Raw genomic sequence first — 16,750 nt, 5'->3', positions numbered from 1 at the left:
GTGTAAAGCTGGTTATCGACCCCCGCCACAAGGACGTTCCTTTTCCCTCCGAACAAGCCCCGACATGTTCAGACCTCTCTTCGTATTTATCGGCACGCGTTATACCCGTGCAAAGCGTCGCAATCATTTTGTGTCATTCATTTCCCTGACTTCGATGATCGGGCTCGCCCTCGGCGTGATCGTGATGATCGTGGTGCTCTCGGTGATGAACGGCTTCGATCATGAGATGCGTACCCGCGTGCTGGGCATGGTGCCCCACGCGACCCTTGAAACCGGCGAACCGATCAACGATTGGCAGAGCCTGGCCGCCAAGGTCAAGCGCAACCCGGAGGTAACGGCCGTTGCGCCGTTTACTCAGATGCAGGGTTTGCTGACCAACAACGGCCAGGTGTCCAAGGTGTTGCTCAACGCCATCGACCCCGCGCTCGAGCGCAATGTGTCGATCATCGACAACTTCATGAAGCAGGGCAAACTCGACGATTTGACGCCGGGCAGCTTCGGCATCGTCATCGGCGACAAGGCCGCGACCAAGCTCGGCGTGGGCCTGGGTGACAAAGTCACCTTCGTCGCGCCGGAGGTCAGCGTGACCCCGGCCGGGATGTTCCCGCGCATGAAGCGCTTTACCGTGGTCGGCATCTTCCACGTCGGCGCCGGTGAACTGGACGGCTATCTGGGCGTCACCAACCTGCAGGATCTGGCGAAGATGCACCGCTGGAAGCCTGATCAGGTGCAGGGCATCCGGTTGAAGTTCGATGATCTGTTCCAGGCGCCGCGCGTGGCCTGGACCATCGCCCAGCAGTTGGGCGAAGACCATTACTACGCCCGCGACTGGACCCGTACCCACGGCAACCTGTATCAGGCAATCCGCATGGAAAAAGCCATGATCGGTCTGCTGTTGCTGCTGATCGTCGCGGTGGCTGCGTTCAACATCATTTCCACGCTGGTGATGGTGGTGAATGACAAGAAGAGCGACATCGCCATTCTGCGTACCCTCGGCGCTACGCCGGGGACGATCATGCGTACGTTCATGGTGCAGGGCACCGTGATCGGCGTGGTCGGTACGGCGATTGGTGCGGTGGTCGGGATCTTCGCCGCGCTCAACGTCAGCGCTGCGATTTCCGCCCTTGAAGGGCTGATCGGCCACAAGTTTCTCAACGCCGACGTGTATTTCATCGATTACCTGCCGTCGCAGGTGCAGAGCCAGGACGTGGTCATGGTCTGCGCCGCTGCGTTGGTCCTGAGTTTCCTCGCCACCCTGTATCCCGCCTGGCATGCTGCGCGCACCCAGCCGGCGGAGGCGCTACGTTATGAGTGAGTCGGGCATGAGTGATAAAGCAATCTTGAGTTGCCGCAACCTGGGCAAATCCTACGAGGAAGGCCCGGAGTCGGTGCAAGTGTTGGCCGGTCTGCAACTGGAGTTGCACCCGGGCGAGCGTGTGGCGATCGTCGGCAAATCCGGTTCAGGCAAAAGTACCTTGCTCAACCTGCTGGGCGGTCTCGACACCCCAACCGAGGGCAGCGTCTGGCTTGACGGCGAAGAGCTGTCAGCGCTGAGCGAAAAGAAGCGTGGCCTGCTGCGTAACCGTGCCCTCGGGTTCGTGTACCAGTTCCACCACTTGCTGCCGGAATTCACCGCACTGGAAAACGTCTGCATGCCGTTGCTGATCGGCAAGACCGCGATCCCGCAAGCACGTCAACGCGCTACCGCGTTGCTTGAGCGTGTCGGTCTGGGCCATCGTCTGGAGCACAAACCGGCCGAGCTTTCCGGTGGCGAGCGCCAGCGTGTGGCCATCGCCCGTGCGCTGGTGAACAACCCAGGCCTGGTGATGCTCGACGAGCCAACCGGCAACCTCGATTCGCACACCGCCGAAGGCATTCAGGACTTGATGCTGGAACTCAGCACTTCGATGCGCACGGCGTTCCTGGTGGTGACTCATGACATGAACCTGGCCCGCCAGATGGACCGCGTCCTGCAACTGCAGGAAGGCTGCCTGACTCCAATCGCTTGAGAGCTACTGCGCTCGGAAATACTGCGTTAAAAACAGGCTCGGAATGCTCATTTACAGCCAGTAGACTCCGCTTCCTCGCCTGTTTTTGCCTTGTCTTTCCTTCGCTCGCTACGCTCTCAAACGATTGGCCGCTTTTTTAAGCTTGATTTTTTATACGGTGCCCCAGCGAATGTTCAGACCGTTATCGATCTTTATCGGCACGCGCTATACCCGCGCCAAGCGCCGCAATCGCTTTGTTTCGTTCATCTCGATGACTTCGATGATCGGGCTCGCCCTCGGCGTGCTGGCGATGATCGTGGTGCTGTCGGTGATGAACGGCTTCCAGCGCGAAATGAGCTCGCGCATCCTCGGCATGGTGCCGCACGCGACCATCGTTGGCGTCAAGCCGATCGATGACTGGCAGCCGGTGGCCGCTGCCGCGCTGAAAAATCCCGAAGTGACCGCCGCCGTGCCGTTCACCGAGATGGAAGGCATGCTGTCTTACAAGGGCTTGATGCAGCCGATCCAGATCAGCGGTGTCGATCCGGCTCAGGAAGGCAAGGTGTCGATCGTGGCCCAGCACATCGTGCAGGGGCGTCTCGATGACCTGAAGCCAGGTGAGTTCGGCGTGGTGATCGGTGAAATCACCGCGCGCCGCTTCCGTCTCAATGTCGGCGACAAGATCACCCTGATCGTCCCGGAAGTCAGCAGCGCACCGGGTGGCATCACCCCGCGCATGCAACGGCTGAACGTGGTCGGTGTGTTCAAGGTCGGCGCCGAGCTGGACGGCTCGATGGGCCTGATCCACGTGGCCGATGCCGCGACCATGCAGCACTGGCAGCCGAATCAGGTGCAGAGCGTGCGCCTGGCGGTGAAGGATCTGTACGCCGCGCCGAAAGTCTCCTCGGACATTGCCGCAGGCCTGGGCGCCGAGTTCAAGGCTGACGACTGGACCCACACCCAGGGCAGTCTGTTCAGCGCGATGAAAATGGAAAAAACCATGATCGGCCTGCTGTTGCTGATGATTGTCGCTGTGGCGGCGTTCAACATCATCGCCACGCTGATCATGGTGGTGAACGACAAAGGCGCGGATATCGCGATTCTGCGCACCATCGGCGCCACGCCACGGCAGATCATGGCGATTTTCATGGTGCAGGGCACGGTGATCGGCATTGTCGGCACATTGATTGGCGGTGTGCTCGGCGTGATTGCCGCGCTGAACGTCAGCGAGATGGTCGGCTGGGTCGAGCGCGTCACCGGGCAGCACATCTTCAGTTCCGACGTCTACTTCGTCAGCAACCTGCCTTCGGAATTGCAGGGCGGGGATGTGCTATTGATCTGCTCGGCGGGCTTTATTCTGAGCTTCCTGGCGACGGTGTACCCGGCGTTGCGGGCGGCGAAGATCGAGCCGGCTCACGCGTTGAGATATTCGTAAGCGCTGAAATCGCCATCGCGGGCAAGCCCGCTCCCACAGGTATTGAGTTGCGTCACCATTATGTGAACGACACAAAATACTGTGGGAGCGGGCTTGCCCGCGATGGGGCCGTACCTGCTGGCCTCAAGCCTCCTTGGGCAACTCGATCACAAACCGCGTCCACCCCGCAGCCGATTCGCAATGAATCTGCCCACCATGCGCCCGGACGATCGATTGGGTAATCGCCAGCCCCAACCCTGCATGCTCACTGCTGCCTTCCTGCCGCGCCGGATCGGCGCGATAGAACCGGTCAAACAGCCGTGGTAACAGCTCTGCCGAAATCTCTTCGCCACTGTTCTCCACCGACACCTGCACCGCATGCGGCTGATCGACGATGGACAGGCGTACGCTGCCCGCCACCGGAGTAAAGCGCAGCGCGTTATCCAGCAGATTCGACAAGGCCCGGCGCAGCATGCTGCGATCGCCCTCTATTCGCGCATGACCTTCACGGCTCAGCGTCACCCCGGCGTCTTCGGCCAGTGGCGCGAAGAATTCGAGCAATACATCGCTTTCATCCGCCAGCTCCAGCGCCTCGCGCTTGGGCATCAGCAAACCATGGTCAGCCTTGGCCAGATAAAGCATGTCGTTGACCAGTTGGGCCATCCATCGCAGTTCTTCGAGGTTGCTGTGCAGGGCCTCGCGGTAATCCTCGAGCGGACGTGGGCGGGTGAGGGTGACCTGGGTGTGGGTCAGCAGGTTCGACAGCGGTGTGCGCAGTTCATGGGCGATGTCGGCAGAAAACGCCGACAGCCGTTGAAACGAGTCATCGAGGCGTCCGAGCATGGCGTTGAAGCTGTGGGCCATTTCTGCCAGCTCCGGCGGCATTTGCGCTTCCGGCAGTCGGGCATTCAGCGATTGTGCGGAAATCCCACGGGCGACTGCACTCATGCGCCGCAGTGGGCGCAAGCCGCTGCGCGCCGCCCACGCGCCGAGCAGCGCGGTGGCCAGGGCCGACAAGCCGACGGTCAGCCAGATCAGATGCTGCATGCGTTGCAGGAAGTGCTGGTGATGGGTGATGTCCAGCAGCAGCGTCAGTTGTGGTGTATCGGACTTGTCCGGGTAGAGCGGGGCGTTGAGCACGCGGTAGTCGGCGCCGTCATGGCTGATGGTCGACAGGCCGGATTGTTTCGGCAACTCCGTAGGGATCTGCGTTGAACTGTCGTACCAGCGCTGGCCGTCACTGCCGGTAATACGCAGCGCCAGATCGGCCTGGCGGCTCAGCTCATCCGCCAGCCGCGCCTCACGCTGAGCGGGTTGTACATCCTGCAAGGCCCGGCGCAGGCCGATCAGTTTGCCATCCAGCAATTGCTGATCGAGCTCAATAAAGTGCGCCTCGCTGGCGCGGCTGAACAGCACCCCGGCGAACAGCGAGACCACGGCGGTGCACGCGGCAAACAGCAGAGCCAGACGAGAACTCAGCGAAAGGCGGCGCATCAGGCTGGACGCTCTTCAAGCACATAACCCATGCCACGCACGGTGTGGATCAGTTTGTTGGGGAAGTCATCGTCGATCTTCAGGCGCAGGCGACGGATCGCCACTTCGATCACGTTGGTGTCGCTGTCGAAGTTCATGTCCCAGACTTGCGAGGCAATCAACGATTTCGGCAACACTTCACCCTGACGGCGCAGGAGCATTTCCAGCAGCGCAAACTCCTTGGCGGTGAGGTCGATGCGCTGGCCACTGCGTTCGACCCGGCGGCGGATCAGGTCCAGGCGCAGGTCGGCCAGTTGCAGGCTGGTTTCCTGGGGTGCCGCACTGCCCCGGCGTAGCAGGCTGCGCACCCGCGCCAGCAACTCGGAGAAGGCGAACGGTTTGACCAGATAGTCGTCGGCGCCGAGTTCGAGGCCATGAACCCGATCCTCGACTGCATCTTTGGCGGTAAGAAACAGTACCGGCGTGTCGAGGCCGGCACTGCGCACTGCTTGCAGAATCTGCCAGCCACTGCGCCCGGGCAGCATCACGTCGAGAATCAGCAGCGCATAATCACCGCTCAACGCCAGTTGCTGGCCGCTGTTGCCGTCGGCCACCAGTTCGGTGTTGAACCCTGCCTCGGTCAGGCCCTGGCGCAGGTAGTGGCCGGTTTTCGGTTGGTCTTCGACGATCAGCAGTTTCATGGGCGACTCGGATATAGAGAAACGAAAGCGTTATACCGTGGGAGCAGACGGCGCGCGCCAACCTGACAAAGTTGTAATCTGCCTGTCAGGTAGCTGCCAGCGCGGGCGGGCTAGAGTTTCCCACAGGCTGAACCTTTTCTTGTTGGAGTATGACCATGTTTTTGCGCAACCCTCTGGCCGTCGCCGCCTGCTTGCTGGCACTGAGTTCACCTGTCTGGGCCGCTCCCGCACACACTTATGATTTTGGCCAACCGGCACCAGCAGCCAAGGCTACTCGCAGCATTGAAGTTGTACTGAACGACATGTCGTTCGACCCCAAGGCGATTCAGGTCAAGGCCGGTGAGACGGTTCGCTTTGTCCTGGTGAATAAAGGTCAGTTGCTGCACGAATTCAACCTCGGTGACGCGGCGATGCATGCCCAGCACCAGCAGGAAATGCTGCAGATGCAGCAAAGCGGCATGCTGACGCCTACCGGCATGAAAGAAATGTCCCACGACATGGCGGGCATGGATCGCGGCAGCATGGGCCACGGCATGCAGCACGACGACCCCAACAGCGTGCTGGTCGAGCCGGGCAAGACCGCCGAGCTGACCTGGACCTTCAGCAAGGCCACCAGCCTGGAATTTGCCTGCAATATTCCCGGGCACTACCAGGCGGGCATGGTCGGCAAACTGACTGTCAGTCAGTAAGCACTCAAAGGCGGGCGCAAAGGCTGATAGAATCCGCTGATTCTTCAGTCAGGTTTCCGCCATGCATCCCGCAGCCGAACATTCGCCGCTGGGCAAATCCAGCGAATACATCGCCACGTACACGCCGTCACTGCTGTTCCCGATTCCGCGCACCGCGAAATGGGCCGAACTGGGCCTGACCGCCGAAACCCTGCCGTATAAAGGTGTGGATTTCTGGAACTGCTTCGAACTGTCGTGGCTGCTGCCGTCGGGCAAACCGGTGGTGGCGATCGGTGAATTCAGCATTCCGGCGGATTCGCCGAACATCATCGAATCGAAGTCGTTCAAGTTGTACCTGAACTCGCTGAACCAGACGCCGTTTGCCGACATCGCCAGCCTGGAAACGACGCTGGTCAAGGACCTGTCGGCCGCTGCCGGCAAACCGGTCGGCGTGCGCGTACGCAGCCTGAAAGAGGTCGAAGCCGAAGGCGTCGTGGCGTTGCCGGGCGTGTGCATCGACGATCTGGACATCAGCGTCAGCAACTATGAGCATCCGCGTCCGGAACTGCTGCGTTGCGATGATTCGCGAATTGTCGAAGAGAGCGTGCACAGCCATCTGCTCAAATCCAACTGCCCGGTGACCAGCCAGCCAGACTGGGGCAGCGTGGTCGTGGAATATCGTGGCGCGGCGCTGGATCACGCCAGTCTGCTGGAATACATCGTCAGCTTCCGCCAGCACTCGGACTTCCACGAACAGTGCGTGGAGCGGATCTTCCTCGATCTGCAGCGTTTGCTGAAGCCGGAGAAACTCACGGTGTTTGCGCGGTATGTGCGTCGCGGCGGGCTGGATATCAACCCGTATCGCAGCACCGAAGCGGTCCAACTGCCGAACCACCGACTGGTCCGTCAGTAAGATCAAAAGATCGCAGCCTGCGGCAGCTCCTACATGAGATTCCCTGTAGGAGCTGCCGCAGGCTGCGATCTTTTGCTTTTTTGGGATACCCGGGAATCAGATCCCCATGCTGCCCAGCGCATTGACGATATTGCGCAGGGTGCCGGCAATGGCCGGGTGTTCGAGTTCAAAGCGGTCAACCGCCAGGTTCACGCCATCGGCGATACTGGCGTCCTGGGTGGCGCTTTCCAGTTTGATTTCGGTTTCAATCTGCGCCATTAGCGCGTGCAAATCTTCACGCTCGGCTTCGGACAGCGGCGGATTCTGCTCCAGTTGCTCGCGCAGGGTGTCGAGTTGTTTTTGCAGTTCTTGGGCGGGCATGGTGGTTTCCTTTTATCAAGAGGCACTGGCATTGACCGCAGCCGCGCGCCAAAGGTCTATGGCTGACCTTTAGATTAATCCACTCTGCTGCAACCTGCATGATCCCGGTCAGGGCTTTTCGCCCTTGAGGCGGCGCAGGTTGATGTCGGCCAGGCAGGTGTCGAGTTCGCCCAGGTGATCGATCACCGAATGCACGCCCAGATTGAACAACTGCAGGGTCGCCTTGCCGCGACGCTGTTCGCGTTCCTGTTGGCTCAAGGCTTGCCACTCGCTCGGCGACAGGCCGCACAACGAGCCGCAGGAAGCCAGGCCAATGGTCCACAGCCCGGCGTTGAGGCCTGATTGCAGCAGGCGCGGCTCGCCACTGACCAGCACGCAGCCATCCAGGCGGCTGACGTTCAAGCCCATCAGTGCCTGCCAGCAGGCATTCGGCGCGGGCCATGGGTTGTTTGTTGCTGAATATTGCGTCGGTTTGATCCACGCCGGCAGAGAGGCCGCCAGGGGATGCGCGAGGGCAGGGGGCAGTTCATCGATCCACGCACAGGGAATCTGCTGGCGCTGCAGGCTGAGCAGGCTGTCGAGGGCGCCGGGTGTGGCGTCGGCGTGCTCGGGCAGCATGCTGGCGTGTTGCCGGGCACGGGCACCAAAATCCACCAGACAGCCACTGAGTCCGAACAGCACGGCGGTCAGGCCGGGCGCGGCGACAGGCAAGGCTTCAGCGTGGGTCATGGCAACGTCCCTGAAATAGTCACGAGGTTAGGCGACATCGGTGACAGCTGGATGACAGGTGTGTGAAGGCGCTCTCTGGAAACGTCCTGCATTACTCTTGACAGGTAGACTGCCCAAAACGGCTTTTGCGCTTATACTAGCGGTCTTAACGCTTGGGCCGACGGTGCCCGCGCCAGTACGAATCCAAGGAGCTTTTCTATGCGCTGGAGCAATCCTCTCGCTCAGCTATGTGTATGTGCCAGCGTCTTGCTGGTTCCGTTCGCCGCCAATGCTGCAACGGAAGAAGACCCTTGGGAAAGCGTCAACCGCCCGATCTTCCAGTTCAACGACTTCGTCGACACCTACGCGCTCAAGCCGCTGGCGCAGGGCTACGAGTACGTGACGCCGCAGTTCCTTGAAGACGGCATCCACAACATGTTCCGCAACGTCGGTGACGTCACCAACCTGGCGAACAATATTCTGCAGGCCAAGCCCGCAGCCGCTGGTGTCGATACCGCGCGCATCATCTTCAACACCACGTTCGGCCTGCTGGGCTTCTTCGATGTCGGCACCAAAATGGGCCTGAATCGCAGCGATGAGGACTTCGGTCAGACCCTCGGTTACTGGGGCGTCAGCAGCGGCCCTTACGTGATGCTGCCGTTGCTCGGCCCGAGCACCCTGCGTGATGCGCCGTCGAAGTACGTCGACAGCTACACCGGTCCGTACCGCTACATCAACGACGTGCCTGTGCGTAACTCGGTGTTCGGCCTGAACATCGTCGACACCCGCGCCAGCCTGCTGTCGAGCGAGAAGCTGATCAGCGGCGACAAGTACACCTTCATCCGCAACGCCTACCTGCAGAACCGCGAGTTCAAGGTCAAGGATGGTCAAGTCGAAGACGATTTCTGATTTCGACCGATGACAAGAAGGCGGCCCTTGGGGCCGCCTTTTTTGTGTGCGCTTATTTCATTTTCAGAATGCTCAGGCCGAGCTTCTGGCTGTCGCCATCCTGGGCCTTGACCCAGACCACTTCGGTCTCCGCTTCCAGACCGCTCAAGGCGGCATGATCGGAGTCGATGCGCACACTCAAGCGGTCGCCAACCGCGAAATGGGGCGGTGCCTCAACCTGCATGCCGCTGCTCGAGAGGTCGATGCACACCGCTGATACCTCATCACCCTCATGGATCAACACCACATCGGCGTCGACCCGCATGCGGATGAAATCACGCTTTTCGCTGTAGTCCCGACCGGTTTGACTCATGGTTTTGACCTTCCATTGGGTTACGGTTTGAGCGGTTCTTATAACTCTCGGTGATTTGACAAGTAAAGTCGTCAAGCGACCATCGGCGCATGCTTGAAACGCCCCGCGGATGGGAGTACCGTCTGCGCCTTAGAAGGGCACCTCTGGTGCAATCGCGTTCCGGGCCACTGCTCGAAAGCGGTGCAGCAGAGAGGCTAGAAAGCGAATCCAGTAGTCTGAGCCGGGCCGATGCCCCGCCTGCTACGCCAACCTAATTCTGGCGCCGTTTGCCCACATGCCAAAAACCAGTGCCACGCTGCTGATAATCGATGATGACGAAGTAGTGCGCGCGAGCCTCGCGGCCTATTTGGAAGACAGTGGTTTCAGCGTCCTGCAGGCCAGCAACGGCCAACAGGGTCTTCAGGTATTCGAGCAAGACAAGCCCGACTTGGTCATCTGCGATCTGCGCATGCCGCAGATGGGTGGGCTCGAACTCATCCGTCAGGTCACCGAGCGGTCACCGCAAACGCCGATGATCGTCGTTTCGGGTGCCGGCGTGATGAACGACGCGGTCGAGGCGCTGCGCCTGGGTGCGGCGGACTACCTGATCAAGCCTCTTGAAGACCTGGCCGTGCTCGAGCACTCGGTGCGTCGCGCGCTTGATCGTGCGCGCCTGCTGCTGGAGAACCAGCGCTACCGCGAGAAGCTGGAGAAGGCCAACCGCGAGCTCGAAGCCAGCCTGAACCTGCTGCAGGAAGACCAGAACGCCGGTCGCCAGGTACAGATGAACATGCTGCCGGAAAGCCCGTGGCGCATCGACGAGTTCCAGTTTGCCCACCAGATCATCCCGTCGCTGTACCTGTCGGGAGATTTTGTCGACTATTTCCGCGTCGACGAGCGTCGGGTGGCGTTCTACCTGGCTGACGTTTCGGGGCATGGCGCCTCTTCGGCGTTCGTCACCGTGCTGCTGAAGTTCATGACCACGCGCTTGCTGTTCGAGTCCAAGCGCAACGGCACATTGCCGGAATTCAAGCCTTCGGAAGTCCTTGGTCATATCAACCGGGGGCTGATCAGTTGTAAGCTGGGCAAACACGTCACAATGGTCGGTGGAGTCATCGACGAGGAGACCGGTTTGTTGACCTATAGCATCGGCGGCCATCTGCCGTTGCCTGTGTTGTACACGCCTGACAGTGTTCGTTACCTCGAAGGCCGCGGTTTGCCGGTGGGCCTGTTCAACGAGGCCACCTACGAAGATCACGTGCTTGAGCTGCCACCGACGTTCAGCCTGACGCTGATGTCCGACGGTATTCTGGATCTATTGCCAGAACCTACGCTCAAAGAAAAAGAAGCCGCTTTGCCACAACGGGTGAAGTCGGCGGGCGGCAGCCTGGATGGTCTGCGGCAAGTGTTTGGATTGGCCACGCTAGGGGAGATGCCGGATGATATCGCCCTGTTGGTGTTGAGCAGGAACCTTCAATGAGTACCGGTAGAATCCAGTTCGCCGAGCAGGACGGCACCTTCGTCCTGAAGTTCGTCGGTGAAGTTCGCCTGACCCTGTGTTCGGCGTTGGATGCGACTATTGAGAAAATCTTCACCGCGTTGAATTTCAACGCGATTGTGATCGATTTGACCGAAACCCGCAGCATCGACAGCACCACCCTGGGCCTGTTGGCCAAGCTGTCGATCCTGTCGCGGCAAAAGGTCGGCCTGCTGCCGACCGTCGTCACCACCCACGAAGACATCACCCGTCTGTTGCAGTCGATGGGCTTCGAACAGGTGTTCAACATCGTCAACCACCCGGTGCCGTGCCCCGAGTGCCTGGACGACCTGCCGGATCAGGACCAGTCAGAAGAAGTGGTGCGGATCAAGGTGCTCGAAGCGCACAAGATCCTCATGGGGCTGAACGATTCCAACCGTGAAGCCTTCCATGACCTGGTGAATGCCCTCGAAAGACACTGATTCTTTGAGGTTGAGGTTGTCTGTTCCGGCCTCTTCGCGGGCAAGCCCGCTCCCACAGTGATTGAGTGAACCCGAGATCTTCATTCCACACCTGACCCTGTGGGAGCGGGCTTGCCCGCGAATGCGTCAGTCCAGACGATGCATCTTCAGGCACTGCATAAATAAAAAGGGCGAACCCAACCGGGTTCGCCCTTTTTGCATTTCAACCGCTCAGATCACAGCTTGGCCTGCAACAGCGCCTCGAGCTTCTCCTGGTCACGGGCAAACTGGCGGATGCCCTCAGCCAGTTTCTCGGTGGCCATCGCGTCTTCGTTGGACAGCCAGCGGAATTGCGCTTCGTTGAGGCTCAGGCGCGCTTCGCCGGCGTGGCCCGGGGCGAGTTTGCGCTCCAGTTTGCCGGTGTCGGCTGCCAGCTTGTCGATCAGATCCGGGCTGATGGTCAGGCGGTCGCAGCCGGCCAGTTGTTCGATCTGGCTCAGGTTACGGAAGCTGGCGCCCATGACCACGGTCTTGTAATCATTGGCCTTGTAGTAGTTGTAGATGCGGGTCACCGACTGCACGCCCGGATCATCGGCACCGGTGTAGTCGTTGCCATTGGCCTTCTTGTACCAGTCGTAGATGCGGCCCACGAACGGCGAGATCAGGAACACCCCGGCGTCAGCGCAAGCGGCAGCCTGAGCGAAAGAGAACAGCAGGGTCAGGTTGGTCTGGATGCCTTCCTTCTCGAGAATCTCGGCTGCGCGGATGCCTTCCCAGGTCGACGCGATCTTGATCAGTACGCGGTCACGGCCGATGCCGGCCTTGTCGTACAGCTCGATCAGGCGATGTGCACGCTTGAGCACGGCGTCCTGGTCGAACGACAGGCGCGCATCCACTTCGGTGGAAATGCGGCCCGGAATCACTTTGAGGATTTCCTGGCCCACGGCGACGCCGAAACGGTCGCTGGCCAGGCCCACGTCGCCCTTGCAGTCGCTGACGCAAGCGTTCAGCAGCTCGGCGTAAGCCGGGATGGCGGCGGCTTTGAGCAGCAGGGAAGGGTTGGTGGTGGCGTCGACCGGCTTGACCCGGGCGATCGCTTCGAAGTCGCCGGTGTCGGCAACCACGGTGGTCATCTGTTTGAGTTGTTCCAGCTTGGAAGTCATGGGTGTGCTCTGTCCTGTGGGTTTGACGACATTACCCGAGCGCTGACGGCCACTCAAGGGCATCAAGGCGTAACGGGCTCCCCGGGGGCAACAACCTGAGAACGGCTGTTTGAAGGGTGGGGCGCGGTATCGATGAATACGATGCCAAAATCGGCCGCAGGTTCAAAGCAACTGACCTGTGACCAGGCCAGTTGCCGCTGACTTATTGGGCGTTAAGTTGCAATTCGGCCGCCGCTCTCGCCGGTTTTGGCTGGCCGTCAGAGGTCAGCAAGCCGAAGTTCTTCTCTCGTTCATTGCTGCCTGAATCACTGTTTTTCCATTCATAGATCGAAGTCAGTGGAATGTTCAGCCTTTTGACGTCGGCTATGAACGCGCCGACTTTGCTGGCTTGTCCTTCAATCCCGCCGTTGGAACCGAGCGCCGAAATACCCCATTCACTGATGACTCCCGGCAGATGGAAATTCTGCTGGATGAACGATTGCGCATTGCTGATCTGCGTGGCTGTCATGCCGTAGGGATGGTAGGAAATCGCATTCAGGCACTTGGGGTATTCACTGACAATCCTGCTCAACGCCACGGTGGACGCCGAACCGGCCGTTGGCGGCCGCGCGAAACCGTAGCCGACCCGCGGTGCTGACTGCGGTTTGTCCTGGAGTGTTTTGCACACCGCACTCATGAACGGCACAAACGTGGTGTCGAAATTGCGCGTGGGCCAGTAGGTTTCCAGATCTGGCTCGTTCCAGATCTCCAGTGCTACCAGTTGTGAGCTGTAGGCGGTTTCAAGGCCGGTCAGGGTATTGGCAAAAGCTTCGCCTGCCGTCGTCAGTTCATTAGTGTTGGCCGGCGTCGTGGTCAAAGGCTTGATGGCGCGCACGGTCAGGAGCACCGGCAGGCCAGCGGAGCCGGCTGCGGCGAAAGCATCGCTGACCTGTTTTTGATAGGCCTTGGCGCTGAGGCTGTCGCTCCATACCCCGAAGCGCACGAAACTGAAGCCGGCAGCCTTGATGTTGGCAGCGTCGTCGGCGGTGAAACTCTGGATCTTCACCTGGACGCCGATGGTTCTGGCGGGAAGCTTGGGAAACAGTTCACTGGCGTGAACATGGGTGGCGACACTGAGTGCCAGCAGCGCCGAGGCGCCGAGCTGTGTGAGATGGGCTGATTTCATGTCTGCTCTCCGGATGAGAATGACAACGACGAATAGTTATCCCGTTACTCCTGTTTCGAAACTAACAAGGGTGCTTAGTGCGTGATTGTTATTTTTTGTCAGGAAAACAAGACCTGAAAATCACAGTTATTTTTAGTCCGGTAATTCTGTTTTGGCGGCTTTTGAGGCTGTGGTACTTAATACGCTGGTACTGACAGGGCGAATCTATTTCTGAGTGCAGGATGATCTAGTGGGTTCATTAAGATTCGCACTAGATGTTGGCAGAATGATATTACACAGGAAAGTAAACCTTGTTCAGAAATATCCTGGTTGTGTGCGTTGGCAATATTTGCCGAAGTCCGACAGCAGAACTTCTGCTGCGTAACGCGCTGACCCCCTCAACCATTTCCGTGACTTCCGCAGGCCTCGCAGCGCGAGTCGGCGAAGGCATGGAAGCCTCGGCACGCCAGGTGCTGGAAGATCACGGGCACAGCGCCGAGGGGTTCAAGGCGCGGCAATTGACGAGCGATATCGTCAATGCATCAGACCTGATTCTGGTCATGGAAAAACAACATGTGAATCAGGTGCTGAAGATTGCTTCGCATGCCCGAGGCAAAGTGTTTCTTCTTGGCAAGTGGCAGGGCGAAAGAGAAATACAGGATCCGTATCGTCAAGGTAAGGCCGCTTTTATTCATGCCCATGCATTGATTGAAGATGCTGTTAGCTCGTGGGCGCAGCGCCTCGGACATTGATGAATATTCTTCAGATCAGTGAATGGTAAGAAAGACTTATGCAGTTACCGTCAGTAATCGCCAACCGTGATAACGATCAAGACAGTATTGATCTTCTCGGCATATTCGGCAGTTTGATCGACCAGAAATGGCTGATCGGTGCATTCACCGGTGCCTTCATGGCCGCCGGCGTTGCCTACGCGGTATTGGCGACGCCGGTGTACATGGCGAACGCGCTGGTGCAGGTCGAGCCGAAAAAAAACGACATGCTCGGCTTTTCCGACCTCAGCAGCATGCTCGGTGGGCAATCGCCGTCGGTCACCGAAATCGGCATCATCAAATCCCGCGCGGTGATCGGCAAAACCGTCGACGACCTGCGTCTGGACATCGACGTCACCCCCAATACCTTCCCGGTCATCGGCGGTTTTCTCGCCCGGCGTTATCGCGGTGAAACCGAGTCCAGCGTGGCGCCGCCGCGTTTTGGCTTCAACAGCTACGCCTGGGGCGGCGAGCGTCTGGAATTCGCCCGGCTCGATCTGCCCAAAGAACTGTTGGGCAAGAAGCTCACCCTGATTGCCGGTGAGCAACAGCACTTTCAGTTGCTCGATGACAACGACAACCTGCTGATCGAAGGCGTCGCCGGCGAAGCCTTCGCGCAGGACGGCGTCGAGGGGTTGATCGAGCGTCTGCAAGCCAATCCGGGTGCCCGTTTTGAAGTGGTGCGCAATCCACGGATCGTGACCATTCAGGGTTACCAGGATGCGCTGGATATTTCCGAGCAAGGTAAAGAGTCGGGGATTATCCGTCTGGCGCTGGCCAGTGCCGACGCCGCCGAGGCGGTGAAGATCCTCAACAAGATTGCTGCGCTCTACGTGGATCAGAACGTACGTCGCACCTCGGCGGAAGCGGCGCAAAGTCTGGCGTTCCTGCAAAGTCAGTTGCCGCAGGTCAAGCGTGATCTGGCCAAGGCCAGCGATGCGCTCAACGCTTACCAGACCCACGGCAAGACCGTGAACATTTCCCTGGAAACCCAATCGGTGCTCGGTCAGTCCGTGGCGCTGGAAACGCGGATTTCCGAGCTGAAAATGCAGCAGGCGGAAATGGATCGCAAATTCACCAAGCAGCATCCGGCGTATCGCGCCTTGATGTCGCAGATCGGTGAATTGACCCAGCAGCAGAAATCGCTGGAAGGCAAGGTCGGCGACCTGCCGGCGACGCAACAGGAGCTGCTCAACCTGACCCGCGATGTGGAAGTGGCTTCGCAGATCTATACGCAGTTGCTGAACAAATCCCAGGAGCTGGACATTGTTCGCGCCGGTGCGGTGGGCAACGTGCGCCTGATCGACCCGGCGGATGTCGACCTGACCAGCCCGGTCAAACCGAAAAAAGCCCTGATCGTGCTGATCGCGACGTTCCTCGGCGCCTTTGTCGGCGTGGCGCTGGTGCTGTTGCGCAAATCCCTGAGCAAGGGTCTGGAAGGCCCGGAAGCCATCGAACAGCTCGGGCTGCCGGTGTACGCCTCGATTCCCTACAGCGCCTTGCAGCGCGAAGAGGATACGAAAAAGGGCCGGGCCAAAATCACCGCTGAAACACCGGCCTATCTGCTGGCGTTGCGCAACCCGACCGACCTGTCCATCGAGTCGATCCGCAGCCTGCGCACCTGCCTGCATTTCGCCGCGCTGGATTCGACCAACAACCGCATCATGATCTCCGGCCCCAGCCCGCAGGTCGGCAAGACCTTCGTCTCGTCCAACCTCGCCGCGGTCATGGCGCAGAGCGGTCAGCGCGTACTGCTGATCGACGCCGACATGCGCAAGGGCCACCTGCACAAGACGCTGAATGTGCCGATCGCCAATGGCCTGTCGGATCTGCTGGTCAAGCGCTGCAGCATCGAGCAGGCGATCAACACGGTGGAAATCGACAACCTGCACTTCATCAGCCGTGGCCAGGTTCCACCGAACCCTTCCGAGCTGCTGATGCACGCCAACTTTCGCGATTTGCTCGCCGAGCTGAGTCAGCGCTACGACGTGGTGATCATCGATACGCCGCCCCTGCTGGCGGTGACCGATGCGGCGATTGTCGGGCGTGAAGCCGGCATCAGCCTGATCGTCACCCGGTTTGCGGTTAATCCGGCCAAAGAGATTGAAATGACCATCCGCCGCTTCGCGCAGAACGGCATCGAGCTCAAGGGCGCGGTGTTCAACGGCGTCGAGAAGCGCGCCGCCAGTTACTACGGCAACGGCAACTACGGTTACTACAACTACGAATACGCGTCGGACAAATCCTGAGTGTCAGCGCTTGTCCTTACA

The 16,750-nt window shown here is 59.7% G+C and carries 17 protein-coding genes; 10 read left to right on the top strand and 7 right to left on the bottom strand.

Features of this window, described 5'->3' with window-relative positions; translation table 11 throughout:
* Nucleotides 1-64 precede the first annotated feature (64 nt).
* From GTQ41_RS17945 to GTQ41_RS17935, 3 genes are all read left to right on the top strand, one after another.
* Nucleotides 65-1,315, top strand: coding sequence for a lipoprotein-releasing ABC transporter permease subunit (locus tag GTQ41_RS17945; protein ID WP_047295260.1), 1,251 nt, complete (start codon nt 65-67; stop codon nt 1,313-1,315).
* 7 nt (nt 1,316-1,322) lie between these two features.
* Nucleotides 1,323-2,009 carry a lipoprotein-releasing ABC transporter ATP-binding protein LolD gene (lolD, locus tag GTQ41_RS17940; protein WP_167734160.1) on the top strand — a complete coding sequence of 229 codons (687 nt, stop codon included), beginning with the start codon at nt 1,323-1,325 and terminating at the stop codon, nt 2,007-2,009.
* Between the two features lie 169 nt (nt 2,010-2,178).
* Nucleotides 2,179-3,423 carry a lipoprotein-releasing ABC transporter permease subunit gene (locus tag GTQ41_RS17935; protein ID WP_047295256.1) on the top strand — a complete coding sequence of 415 codons (1,245 nt, stop codon included), beginning with the start codon at nt 2,179-2,181 and terminating at the stop codon, nt 3,421-3,423.
* 123 nt (nt 3,424-3,546) lie between these two features.
* Here the strand turns inward: GTQ41_RS17935 and GTQ41_RS17930 are convergent, their stop codons facing one another.
* Nucleotides 3,547-4,896, bottom strand: a complete 1,350-nt coding sequence (locus GTQ41_RS17930; RefSeq protein WP_217325335.1) for a heavy metal sensor histidine kinase — start codon at nt 4,894-4,896, stop codon at nt 3,547-3,549.
* The gene (locus tag GTQ41_RS17925) at nt 4,896-5,576 is read right to left on the bottom strand and encodes a heavy metal response regulator transcription factor (RefSeq protein WP_047295252.1); all 681 of its coding nucleotides are present in this window, start codon (nt 5,574-5,576) and stop codon (nt 4,896-4,898) included. The genes GTQ41_RS17930 and GTQ41_RS17925 overlap by 1 nt, the downstream gene beginning before the upstream one ends.
* 155 nt (nt 5,577-5,731) lie before the next feature.
* Here GTQ41_RS17925 and GTQ41_RS17920 point away from each other — a divergent pair, with 155 nt between their 5' ends.
* Together GTQ41_RS17920 and queF are read left to right on the top strand one after the other, a co-directional pair.
* A complete protein-coding gene (locus GTQ41_RS17920; protein WP_047295251.1) occupies nt 5,732-6,265 on the top strand; it encodes a plastocyanin/azurin family copper-binding protein in 534 nt (177 codons plus the stop codon).
* A 61-nt stretch (nt 6,266-6,326) separates the two neighbouring features.
* Nucleotides 6,327-7,157, top strand: a complete 831-nt coding sequence (gene queF, locus GTQ41_RS17915) for an NADPH-dependent 7-cyano-7-deazaguanine reductase QueF (RefSeq protein WP_047295249.1) — start codon at nt 6,327-6,329, stop codon at nt 7,155-7,157.
* 96 nt (nt 7,158-7,253) lie between these two features.
* On the opposite strand, the gene GTQ41_RS17910 is transcribed toward queF, so the two are convergent.
* Nucleotides 7,254-7,517, bottom strand: coding sequence for a DUF4404 family protein (locus GTQ41_RS17910; protein ID WP_041074003.1), 264 nt, complete (start codon nt 7,515-7,517; stop codon nt 7,254-7,256).
* 108 nt (nt 7,518-7,625) lie between these two features.
* Nucleotides 7,626-8,246 carry a hypothetical protein gene (locus GTQ41_RS17905; protein WP_047295247.1) on the bottom strand — a complete coding sequence of 207 codons (621 nt, stop codon included), beginning with the start codon at nt 8,244-8,246 and terminating at the stop codon, nt 7,626-7,628.
* A gap of 198 nt (nt 8,247-8,444) precedes the next feature.
* Between GTQ41_RS17905 and GTQ41_RS17900 the strand changes: the two genes are divergently transcribed.
* A complete protein-coding gene (locus GTQ41_RS17900; RefSeq protein ID WP_047295245.1) occupies nt 8,445-9,134 on the top strand; it encodes a VacJ family lipoprotein in 690 nt (229 codons plus the stop codon).
* A 52-nt stretch (nt 9,135-9,186) separates the two neighbouring features.
* Here GTQ41_RS17900 and GTQ41_RS17895 read toward each other — a convergent pair whose 3' ends face one another.
* Nucleotides 9,187-9,486 (bottom strand): PilZ domain-containing protein, encoded by a 300-nt coding sequence (locus GTQ41_RS17895; protein WP_047295243.1) that lies wholly within the window; start codon nt 9,484-9,486, stop codon nt 9,187-9,189.
* A gap of 274 nt (nt 9,487-9,760) precedes the next feature.
* Here GTQ41_RS17895 and rssB point away from each other — a divergent pair, with 274 nt between their 5' ends.
* Together rssB and rssC are read left to right on the top strand one after the other, a co-directional pair.
* A complete protein-coding gene (gene rssB, locus GTQ41_RS17890; RefSeq protein WP_041074010.1) occupies nt 9,761-10,945 on the top strand; it encodes a two-component system response regulator RssB in 1,185 nt (394 codons plus the stop codon).
* Nucleotides 10,942-11,424 carry an anti-sigma factor antagonist RssC gene (rssC, locus tag GTQ41_RS17885; RefSeq protein ID WP_003226553.1) on the top strand — a complete coding sequence of 161 codons (483 nt, stop codon included), beginning with the start codon at nt 10,942-10,944 and terminating at the stop codon, nt 11,422-11,424. The genes rssB and rssC overlap by 4 nt, the downstream gene beginning before the upstream one ends.
* 215 nt (nt 11,425-11,639) lie before the next feature.
* On the opposite strand, the gene tal is transcribed toward rssC, so the two are convergent.
* Together tal and GTQ41_RS17875 are read right to left on the bottom strand one after the other, a co-directional pair.
* Nucleotides 11,640-12,566, bottom strand: a complete 927-nt coding sequence (gene tal, locus GTQ41_RS17880; RefSeq protein ID WP_027611470.1) for a transaldolase — start codon at nt 12,564-12,566, stop codon at nt 11,640-11,642.
* 202 nt (nt 12,567-12,768) lie between these two features.
* Complete coding sequence (locus tag GTQ41_RS17875) at nt 12,769-13,731, bottom strand: cellulase family glycosylhydrolase (RefSeq protein ID WP_047295240.1); 963 nt, start codon at nt 13,729-13,731, stop codon at nt 12,769-12,771.
* 290 nt (nt 13,732-14,021) lie between these two features.
* Between GTQ41_RS17875 and GTQ41_RS17870 the strand changes: the two genes are divergently transcribed.
* Together GTQ41_RS17870 and GTQ41_RS17865 are read left to right on the top strand one after the other, a co-directional pair.
* A complete protein-coding gene (locus tag GTQ41_RS17870) occupies nt 14,022-14,462 on the top strand; it encodes a low molecular weight protein-tyrosine-phosphatase (RefSeq protein WP_047295238.1) in 441 nt (146 codons plus the stop codon).
* Nucleotides 14,463-14,500: 38 nt separating this feature from the next.
* On the top strand, nt 14,501-16,729 hold the full coding sequence (locus GTQ41_RS17865; protein ID WP_047295235.1) for a polysaccharide biosynthesis tyrosine autokinase: 2,229 nt from the start codon (nt 14,501-14,503) through the stop codon (nt 16,727-16,729).
* Nucleotides 16,730-16,750: the final 21 nt, after the last annotated feature.

The organism is Pseudomonas sp. AN-B15, assembly GCF_019056475.1.
Classification (GTDB): Bacteria; Pseudomonadota; Gammaproteobacteria; order Pseudomonadales; family Pseudomonadaceae; genus Aquipseudomonas; species Aquipseudomonas parakoreensis.
The sequence above is the reverse complement of the archived record's forward strand: the minus strand, read 5'-3'. Positions and strand labels throughout refer to the sequence as shown.

Bases quoted from the DNA above. Each gene is read 5' to 3' on its own strand.
- GTQ41_RS17945 (WP_047295260.1), top strand. From the start codon at position 65: ATGTTCAGACCTCTCTTCGTATTTATCGGCACGCGTTATACCCGTGCA.
- lolD (WP_167734160.1), top strand. From the start codon at position 1,323: ATGAGTGATAAAGCAATCTTGAGTTGCCGCAACCTGGGCAAATCCTAC.
- GTQ41_RS17935 (WP_047295256.1), top strand. From the start codon at position 2,179: ATGTTCAGACCGTTATCGATCTTTATCGGCACGCGCTATACCCGCGCC.
- GTQ41_RS17930 (WP_217325335.1), bottom strand. From the start codon at position 4,896: ATGCGCCGCCTTTCGCTGAGTTCTCGTCTGGCTCTGCTGTTTGCCGCG.
- GTQ41_RS17925 (WP_047295252.1), bottom strand. From the start codon at position 5,576: ATGAAACTGCTGATCGTCGAAGACCAACCGAAAACCGGCCACTACCTG.
- GTQ41_RS17920 (WP_047295251.1), top strand. From the start codon at position 5,732: ATGTTTTTGCGCAACCCTCTGGCCGTCGCCGCCTGCTTGCTGGCACTG.
- queF (WP_047295249.1), top strand. From the start codon at position 6,327: ATGCATCCCGCAGCCGAACATTCGCCGCTGGGCAAATCCAGCGAATAC.
- GTQ41_RS17910 (WP_041074003.1), bottom strand. From the start codon at position 7,517: ATGCCCGCCCAAGAACTGCAAAAACAACTCGACACCCTGCGCGAGCAA.
- GTQ41_RS17905 (WP_047295247.1), bottom strand. From the start codon at position 8,246: ATGACCCACGCTGAAGCCTTGCCTGTCGCCGCGCCCGGCCTGACCGCC.
- GTQ41_RS17900 (WP_047295245.1), top strand. From the start codon at position 8,445: ATGCGCTGGAGCAATCCTCTCGCTCAGCTATGTGTATGTGCCAGCGTC.
- GTQ41_RS17895 (WP_047295243.1), bottom strand. From the start codon at position 9,486: ATGAGTCAAACCGGTCGGGACTACAGCGAAAAGCGTGATTTCATCCGC.
- rssB (WP_041074010.1), top strand. From the start codon at position 9,761: ATGCCAAAAACCAGTGCCACGCTGCTGATAATCGATGATGACGAAGTA.
- rssC (WP_003226553.1), top strand. From the start codon at position 10,942: ATGAGTACCGGTAGAATCCAGTTCGCCGAGCAGGACGGCACCTTCGTC.
- tal (WP_027611470.1), bottom strand. From the start codon at position 12,566: ATGACTTCCAAGCTGGAACAACTCAAACAGATGACCACCGTGGTTGCC.
- GTQ41_RS17875 (WP_047295240.1), bottom strand. From the start codon at position 13,731: ATGAAATCAGCCCATCTCACACAGCTCGGCGCCTCGGCGCTGCTGGCA.
- GTQ41_RS17865 (WP_047295235.1), top strand. From the start codon at position 14,501: ATGCAGTTACCGTCAGTAATCGCCAACCGTGATAACGATCAAGACAGT.